The 8,210-nt window shown below is 64.1% G+C and carries 3 protein-coding genes and 3 tRNA genes; 1 reads left to right on the top strand and 5 read right to left on the bottom strand.

Translation table 11 applies throughout. The features are described 5' to 3' along the window. Positions 1 to 546 precede the first annotated feature (546 nt). The 5 genes from HMPREF2944_RS05865 to glnA all read right to left on the bottom strand — a co-directional run bounded on the left by HMPREF2944_RS05865 (position 547) and on the right by glnA (position 6,089). Positions 547 to 618, bottom strand: a tRNA-Val gene (locus tag HMPREF2944_RS05865). 24 nt (positions 619 to 642) lie between these two features. Beyond that, positions 643 to 713 (bottom strand) — tRNA-Cys (locus HMPREF2944_RS05860). 48 nt (positions 714 to 761) lie between these two features. Further along, positions 762 to 834: transfer RNA gene (locus HMPREF2944_RS05855), tRNA-Gly, on the bottom strand. Between the two features lie 400 nt (positions 835 to 1,234). Beyond that, positions 1,235 to 4,579, bottom strand: a complete 3,345-nt coding sequence (locus HMPREF2944_RS05850; protein WP_210398457.1) for a bifunctional [glutamine synthetase] adenylyltransferase/[glutamine synthetase]-adenylyl-L-tyrosine phosphorylase — start codon at positions 4,577 to 4,579, stop codon at positions 1,235 to 1,237. A gap of 169 nt (positions 4,580 to 4,748) precedes the next feature. Next, positions 4,749 to 6,089 (bottom strand): type I glutamate--ammonia ligase, encoded by a 1,341-nt coding sequence (gene glnA, locus HMPREF2944_RS05845; RefSeq protein WP_049332678.1) that lies wholly within the window; start codon positions 6,087 to 6,089, stop codon positions 4,749 to 4,751. A 297-nt stretch (positions 6,090 to 6,386) separates the two neighbouring features. Between glnA and HMPREF2944_RS05840 the strand changes: the two genes are divergently transcribed. Continuing rightward, entirely contained in the window at positions 6,387 to 8,204 is a 1,818-nt protein-coding gene (locus HMPREF2944_RS05840) for a geranylgeranyl pyrophosphate synthase (RefSeq protein ID WP_070681444.1), read from the top strand. Positions 8,205 to 8,210 lie beyond the last annotated feature (6 nt).

Raw genomic sequence — 8,210 nt, 5'->3', positions numbered from 1 at the left:
GGGTGCCCGAAGCGAAGCGAGGGCGGGTTCCCTGCGACGGCGCGGAGGAAGTGTGTAGGCGCAGGCCTCACGAAACAGACACGGCGGAGCCAGCAAAAGGCCAAAAGGGCGACAGCCCCCTCCCCCTCCAGTTCGTTATGCCGGTATCGCGCACCCAAGCCTAGCCCTTTACGGAACTGGAGCTGAGTGTTTTACATGCGGGCGGAGGGATGGTACCCTCCGTCGTGACATCGGGGACACGGAGCGGGGCGAGCGTCACAAAACAGGCTTGGCGGAGCCAGCAAAAGATTGAGAGGGCAACAGCCCCTCCCCCCTTAAGTTCGTTATGCCGGTATCGCGCACGCAAGCCCTGCCCTTACTGAACCGGGGTCGAGTGTTTTACCTACGGGGCAGAGGGATGGTGTCCTCCGTCGTGACATCAGGGTGCCCGAGCGAAGCGAGGGCGGGTCCCCTGTAGGAACAAGGAGGGCACTATCCCTCTGCAAACCAAGAAAATGAAAACTTAAACACAAAAGCCCTTAGCTCGAAAGCTAAGGGCCTTATCTGTGCGCGATACTGGGATCGAACCAGTGACCTCTTCCGTGTCAGGGAAGCGCGCTACCGCTGCGCCAATCGCGCTCACAAAACAGTTGTTTTGTTGCGAGGTGAGGACGGGATTCGAACCCGCGTACACGGCTTTGCAGGCCGCTGCCTAACCACTCGACCACCTCACCGCATACGCTCCCCGAGGGGAACGCGTTCGAACTCTTGGAGTCCTTACGAGCGGTTGACGAGACTTGAACTCGCGACATCCACCTTGGCAAGGTGGTGCTCTACCAACTGAGCTACAACCGCATATCAGCGTATTCAATTTGAATCATTCCGAGGAGTTTTTCGCTCCGTCGTGCTGACAGGTAAATACTATACGGGGTTTTTGAGTGTTTGCCAAATCCTTCGCACAACACCCCGCGTTCCGCGAAATTCCGGGCTAAAACAGGGCATTTTGACTCATTTTCGACGGGGGTCAACAAAATTTATTTTCATGGTGCCAGTCACATTTATGCATTTCGAGGCCGGAGCCGTTCTGCCCTCACCAACACTCGATGCGGAACACTCGCGGAAAATTCTGTCACCTCGAAAGACTTCTGTGGGGCGCGTAAAAGGGGCGAGGAACCAATTTTGATTCCTCGCCCCTCCCATATGAAAACCGCAGCAACGAAAATATCAGGCTGGTTTTTCTAGGATTCGTTCCTTTCTAGGCCTCGTCAAAGAAGAGCCGCTCGTAGACCTTGCGGGCGTTGCGGGTCTGGCGCAGGTAGTCCTCTTCGAGGGCGCGGGCGCTGCCGGCGGGGTATCCGCACCAGCGCGCGATGGCCTCAAGGTCGGCGCGACCCGAGGGCAGGGTGTCGGATTGGCGCACGCCGCGTAGCACGTTGCCGCCGCGAATCTTCGTGGCGAGCAACCATGCGCCGCTGAGCACCTCGGCGTCCTCGGCGGTGACCAGGCCCGCCTCGACCGCCGCATCCAACGCTTTCAGCGTGGAGGTGGTGCGCAGGCCCGGCACCGCGTGCGCGTGCCGCAGCTGCAGTAGCTGCACGAGCCACTCAACGTCCGACAGGCCGCCGCGGCCCAGCTTGAGCTGGCGGGTGCGGTCGGCGCCGTGAGGCATGCGTTCGTTCTCCACGCGCGCCTTCATGCGGCGAATCTGCTGCACCTGCTCGGGCGTGAAGGTGGCCGGGTAGCGGTACGGGTCGATGAGCTCCACGAAGGCCTCGCCGAGCTGGGGGTCGCCGCCGATGGGGCGGGCTCGGGTGAGCGCCTGGAACTCCCAGGTTTCGGCCCAGCGCTCGTAGTAGGAGCGGTAGGAGTCCAACGATCGCACGATGGCACCCTGCTTGCCTTCGGGGCGCAGGTCGGCGTCCACTTCGAGGGGGCGTTCGGCGCGAATCGGGGGCTTGACGGGCTGCTTGAGCAGGGCGAGGGTGCGGTTCACGATGCGCGCGGCCTGTTCCTGCGCGGCGTCCTCGTCGACCCCTTCGAGAGGTTCGTGTACGAACATAACATCCGCGTCGGAGCCGAAGCCGTTCTCGGCCCCGCCCAGGCGACCCATGCCGATGATGGCGATGCGAGTAAGTAGTTGCTCCCCCGCCGTCTCCCCGGCTTCGGATTCTTCCGCGGTGCTCTGGAGCTCGCGCAGAGCAATCCGCAGCGCCGCGTCAATCGTGCACTCGTCAATGGCGGCCAGGCCGGCGCAGGTGTCCTCGATGTCGACGATGCCCAGCGTCCAGCCCATGGCCGTACGCAGGGTTTCGCGGCGGCGCAGGTAGCGCACGGCGCGCATCGCCTCGACGGCGTCCTCGTGGCGCGCCAGCAGCGAGGAAATCTCGGATTCAAGGGCCTCCTCCCCCAGCGCTTTGAGGTCGTCGACCTTGTCCAGCCAGGCGATGGAGGCGGAGGCATCCTCCAGCAGGTCGGTCATGAGGCGCGAGCTGGAGAGCAGCTGACTCAGGCGCTCAGCGGCGGCCGGCGAGTCGCGGAGCATACGCAGGTACCAGCTGGTGCTACCGAGCGACTCGGAGACGATGCGGAAGCCGAGCAGGCCGGCGTCCGCATCCACACCGCGGGCGAACCAGCCCAGCAGCACGGGCATGAGGTGCCGCTGAATATCTGCGCTGCGGGAAAGCCCCGTGGTGAGGGCCTTGATGTGGCGCATGGCCCCGCGCGGGTCGCGGTAACCGAGGGCGGCCAGACGGTCCTGTGCCGCCTGCTCGCTGAGGACCACCTCGTCACGGCTGAGCGTGGAGACGGCGGCGAGTAGCGGGCGGAAGAAGATCCGTTCGTGCAGAGAACGGACGTTTCGTTTAATTTTCTGCCACGCCTTGAGCATCTGCTCGGCAGAGAGCGTGCCGTTGCGTTCCGGAGAGAGAATCGAGCGGGCAAGAGCGCGCTGTTCGGCTTCCTTATCGGGCATCAGGTGGGTGCGGCGCAGCTGCTGCAGCTGGATGCGGTGCTCCAGCACGCGCAGCTTCTTGTAATCGCGGCTGAACGCCTCGGCGTCGGTGCGGCTGATGTAGCTGACCGCCGTCAGCGCTGCGAGAGAGTCCACCGTGGACTTGGTGCGCACCGCGGGGTCGGTGCGGCCGTGCACGAGCTGCAGCAGCTGCACGGTGAACTCGATATCGCGCAGGCCGCCCGGGCCCAGCTTAATCTGGCGGTCCACCTGGTGCGAGGGGATATTGTCGGTCACGCGGGCTCGCATGGCCTGCACGGATTCCACGAAGGATTCACGGGCGGCAGACTCCCAGACGAAGGGGTCGATTGCGCGGGCGTAGCGGGCACCCAGCTGCGCCGAACCGGCGATGGGACGCGCCTTGAGAAGCGCCTGGAACTCCCAGTTTTCCGCCCAGCGCTTGTAGTACTGAACGTAGGATTCGACGGTACGCACGAGCGGGCCGTCCTTGCCCTCGGGTCGCAGGTTCGCGTCGACCTCCCAGAGGGCGGGCTCGGGCGCGGGGCCCATGATGGCGCGGGTGAGGGCGTGCACGAGTTCCGTGCCGATGGTGGAACATTCGTTCTCGGTGAGCTTGAGCGGGGCGCTCTCCCCCTCTGCCCCGGCGCTGGGTGCGGTGCCAGCGGCGGCGGGTTCCACGGGCGCAACCACGTACACCACGTCAACGTCGGAGATGTAGTTCAGCTCGCGGGCACCGCACTTGCCCATGCCGATAATCGCCAGGTCCAGGGCGTCCACGGCCTCACCGCGGCGAGGAGCCGCCAGGCCCGGGCCCAGCCCCTCCGCCACCTCGGTGCGCGCGATGGCGAGCGCACCCTCCAGCGCGGCGGCGGCCAAATCGGCGAGGTGGCGGCCGATGGTCGGCATCATCTCTACCGGGTCTTCGCAGCACACGTCAATCATGGCGATGCGCGCTAGGGCGGCCCGGTAGGCCACGCGCAGGGTCACGTAGCCGTCCTTGCCGGTCTGTTCGGCGGCCGCGCGCGGACGCTCCGAGTGCGGGTCGGCGCCCAGGGCGGTGAGGATATCGTGGCGGTAGGGGGTGTCCAGCGGAGCGATGGGGGTCAGAAATTCCCCGTCGGTCTCCGGCAGAATCGAGGCCGGATGCTGGGAGCGAATCAGGGCGCTCTCGGCCGGGTACACCTGCGTGTCGAAGAGCGGGTCGATGAGCTCGGGGCGGCGGTAGAGGAAATCCCCCACCGCCTGGGAGGCGCCGAGTATGCGGTACATGCCGAATTCTTCCTCGCCGCGGTTGGCGCGCTCGGCCACTGCCGGATGCTTCTCGATGAGGCGTACGAGGGCCGGTAGCGCGGTGTCCGGGGAGGGCGAGAGGCGCAGGCCGCTCAGGAGCGCATCCTGCGAGACCGAGGCCAGCTCGGGGGCGTTGAGCCAGCGTTCGGCTTTGGAGGGGTCGTGGAAGCCCGCGGCAATCATGCGGGTGCGCAGGCGCAACTGGGCCTTGCGTTCGGCTTCGGCGCGCTGGGCTTCGTCGAGTACCTCGGGGGCGATATCGCTGATGGGTTTGGGTTCCTTGGCCGGGTCGACGATGCGAATCAGCCCGGTGGGCGGGTAGTGGGAGCTGTCAGTCATAGCGTGAGAACTGTGGGTAGAAATCCGTGGGTAGAAAACCTTGAGTGGAGGGTAAAGAATCGGCGGTAAAAATCGGCAGCGAAAAGTGAAGCTGATAGGCCTGCGGGCGGTACCCGCCGGTATGTCACCGGTAGCGGGTACCGCCCTGTTCCGTCAGCAGTCACTCAATTTAGAGGATTCCGAGGTTGTACTTGAGCTCGTAGGGGGTCACCTGTGCCTGGTACAGATCCCAGTCGGCACGCTTGTTGCGCAGGAAGTGGTCGAAGACCTGCTCGCCCAGGACCTCCGCCATGAATTCGGATTCCTCGGTGATGTTAATGGCCTCGCGCAGGGATGCGGGCAGCGGGTTGTAGCCCATCGCGCGACGCTCGGCGTTGGTCATCGCGGCGAGGTCCTCGGTCACGGCGGGCATGAGCGGGTACTCGTTTTCGATACCCTTCAGACCGGCAGCCAGGATCACGGCGTAGGCCAGGTAGGGGTTGGAGGCCGAATCGAGACCGCGGTACTCGATGCGGGCGGACTGCATCTTGTTCGGCTTGTACAGGGGCACGCGCACGAGGGCGGAGCGGTTGTTGTGGCCCCAGGAGACGTAGGAGGGTGCCTCGCCGCCGCCCCAGAGGCGCTTGTAGGAGTTGATGAACTGGTTGGTCACCGAGGTGAACTCGGGGGCGTGCTTGAGGATGCCCGCGATAAAGTGGCGCGCGGTCTTGGAGAGCTGGTACTCGGCGCCGGCCTCGAAGAAGGCGTTGGTGTCGCCCTCGAAGAGGGAGAAGTGGGTGTGCATGCCGCTGCCGGCGTACTTGGTGAAGGGCTTGGGCATGAAGGTGGCGTACATGCCCTGCGAGTAGGCGACCTCCTTGACGACGGTGCGGAAGGTCATGACGTTGTCCGCGGTCTGCAGGGCGTCGGCGTGGCGCAGGTCGATTTCGTTCTGGCCGGGGCCGGTTTCGTGGTGGCTGAATTCCACGGAGATGCCGACCTCTTCGAGCATGGTCACGGCCTTGCGGCGGAATTCCTGCACGATGCCGCCGGGGGTGTGGTCGAAGTAGGATTCGTGGTCCACGGGCACGGGGAAGCCGTCGGCGCCGAGCTTGGAGGACTCCAGCAGGTAGAACTCGATTTCGGGCGAGGTGTAGCAGGTGAAGCCCATCTCGGCGGCCTTGTTGAGCACGCGTTTGAGCACGCCGCGAGTGTCAGAGGCGCTGACTTCGCCGTCGGGGGTGAGCACATCGCAGAACATGCGGGAGGTGATGTCTTCCTCACCACGCCAGGGCAGAATCTGGAAGGTGGAGGGATCGGGCTGCAGTAGCATGTCGGATTCGTAGACGCGGGAGAAACCCTCGATGGAGGAGCCGTCAAAGCCCAGGCCCTCGTCGAAGGCGCTTTCAACCTCGGCGGGTGCGAGCGCGACGGATTTAAGGGTTCCCACCACGTCGGTGAACCAGAGGCGGATAAAGCGGATGTCGCGTTCTTCGATGGTGCGCAGTACGAATTCCTGTTGGCGGTCCATGGGTGGCCTCTCGCTTGGGGTGCCGGTGCGTCGGGGTGCATCCTTGCGGGGCGCGAGCACCGGGTGTCTGTTCCTTGTCTCTCTAGCCTATCGGGTTCGGCGGCGTAAGGGGCGGGCGCGAGGTTTCGTTTGTGTAAATTCTCGTAGCGGGGCTCTCCAGTCAAGGCCCGGTGCCTCGTGCGCTCCCCTCCCCCGTTCGGCCCGTCTCTTCCGGTTTTCCCCTTCGGGGCTCGTCCGAAATACCGGCAGATGACCGTCCGCGCGGTGCCCCCACGTTCCCCTTGCCATAATGGACGTATGCTACATTCCCTTCCTCTCTCTTCAGTCGCGCAGATTCCGCTGGCGGCCGGCATCGTGGGTGCCGATCCCACCGGTTTAGAGTGGCTGTTGCTGGTCGCGGCACCGATTGTTTTCTTCGTCATCTACCTGGCCTGCCTCATGGTGATTGCCGCGTTTGGCCCGCTGGTCATGAGGAACAACAAGTCTGGCGGCACGACCTACCTGCTGGATCGCCCCTCCCGCATCGCGTTTAAGACTCGTACCGTGACGCTGTTCGCGCTGATTGGTGCGGCCGTGGAGCTCTATTGGCTCGGTTACACGGGTCGCGTCGGGTCGAGCGCCGTGATCCCCATTGTTCTCTTCACCTGGTCGTGGAAGTTTGCATTCTTCTTCCTGCCCCTTCAGCTGATTCGCTCCTGCTACGTGCAGGCGACGCGCGGCAAGTACGACGCGCTCTCAGCTGAGGGCGCTCAACGCCGTGAGAAGCTGAACGGGAAAAGCGCCTACGCGGTGTCGAAAATGATTCAGCGCAACCCGCAGCAATTCGCGATGAACAAGGAGCTGCATACTCAGGCGCGCGCCCAGAAGATTGCGGCGGTGCGTCCTTTCCAGAATCTTGACGAGGCGGGCAAGAAGCGCCGCACGAACTACACGGTGGAGCTGGCGCTGGCGCAGATGCAGCTGCGCCAGATGAACCCCGGCAAGATTCCCTCGGAGGCCTTTGGTGAGAGCATCCTGGGCATCGGCACACCTGCCTATTCGCCGAAGTCGGTGGAGCAGACCTGGCTGACGCTGTGCACGGAGCGAGTGAACGCGGTGGATGCGCCGAGCTACCCAGATTCTCTGTACCCGGTATCGGCCCGTTTCTCGCTGTTTACCACGATGTCGCTGCTGCAGCCGCTGATGAGCCGCCCCTATTCGCCCTTTGCCGCCGAGGACGCCCGCCGTTTTACCCCGCGCGGTTTCTCGGCGAATACCGTGCGCCTGAAGACCGGGGAGCTGGGCCAGAAGGCCCTGGCGCAGAGCGCGATTTTCCGGCAGATTCACGAGCGCCTTCTGCCGCTGCATCAGCAGCAGCCCCAGCTGGTGGATCGCCGTGCTTTGGCCTATTGTGGTGCCCTACTGCTGAGCGTGGCGAGGGCTGAAGCGGAGAGTCAGCGCTTGACGGCCCAGGTGCTGGCGGCGGTGGCTTCGGAGCGAGGCGTGCTGCCCTACGGTCTGTTCTCGCAGGTAGCCGAAGACTACCAGCGTGTTCAGCGCCTACTGAATCTGATGGTGAAGGCTACGGCCGACGTTCAGCGCTTCGTGAATTCCGTGGACGCCCTCGTGCAGCTTTACGCGCAGTCGGCGCGGCCCTCCGGCATGGCCCACGAGAAGGCGCAGATGGAGTACATCGCCGCCCTTCTGGACGTTATTGTCTTCTCATCGCACGCCCCGCTGGCCGGTTCGATTCAGGCATCTTACGCCCTGCTGAAGGCAGACTATGAGGCGTTTACTTTCAACAGTTCGGATGAGCTGAGCCGCAGCTACTGGTTGCAGTACTCGAAGAACGCGGTGAGCGCCTGCGATAAGGGCCTCTCTCAGGGCTACGAGGGGTTCTTCGGTCCGGAGGATGAAGCATTGAAGGCGTGGGAATCGTACGCCGCGGACGTGGTGCAGGAGGTCTGCAACTACTCGGTCATGCAGGTCTACTGGGATGCCATGGTGCAGCAGGCGCTCCTTCAGCGCGATTTGCCGCGCGAGTTCGAGGAGGCCGCCCTCGCCATTCCGGAGCTTCTGCGCAAGAACACGAATGCGTCGTTCCCGACCTACTACATCAACCTCATCTGGAACTAGGCGTGC

Origin of the sequence: Rothia sp. HMSC072E10 (assembly GCF_001813965.1) — a bacterium.
In the GTDB taxonomy this organism is placed as follows: Bacteria; Actinomycetota; Actinomycetes; order Actinomycetales; family Micrococcaceae; genus Rothia; species Rothia mucilaginosa_A.
This window is presented reverse-complemented; position numbering and strand designations above follow the sequence as displayed.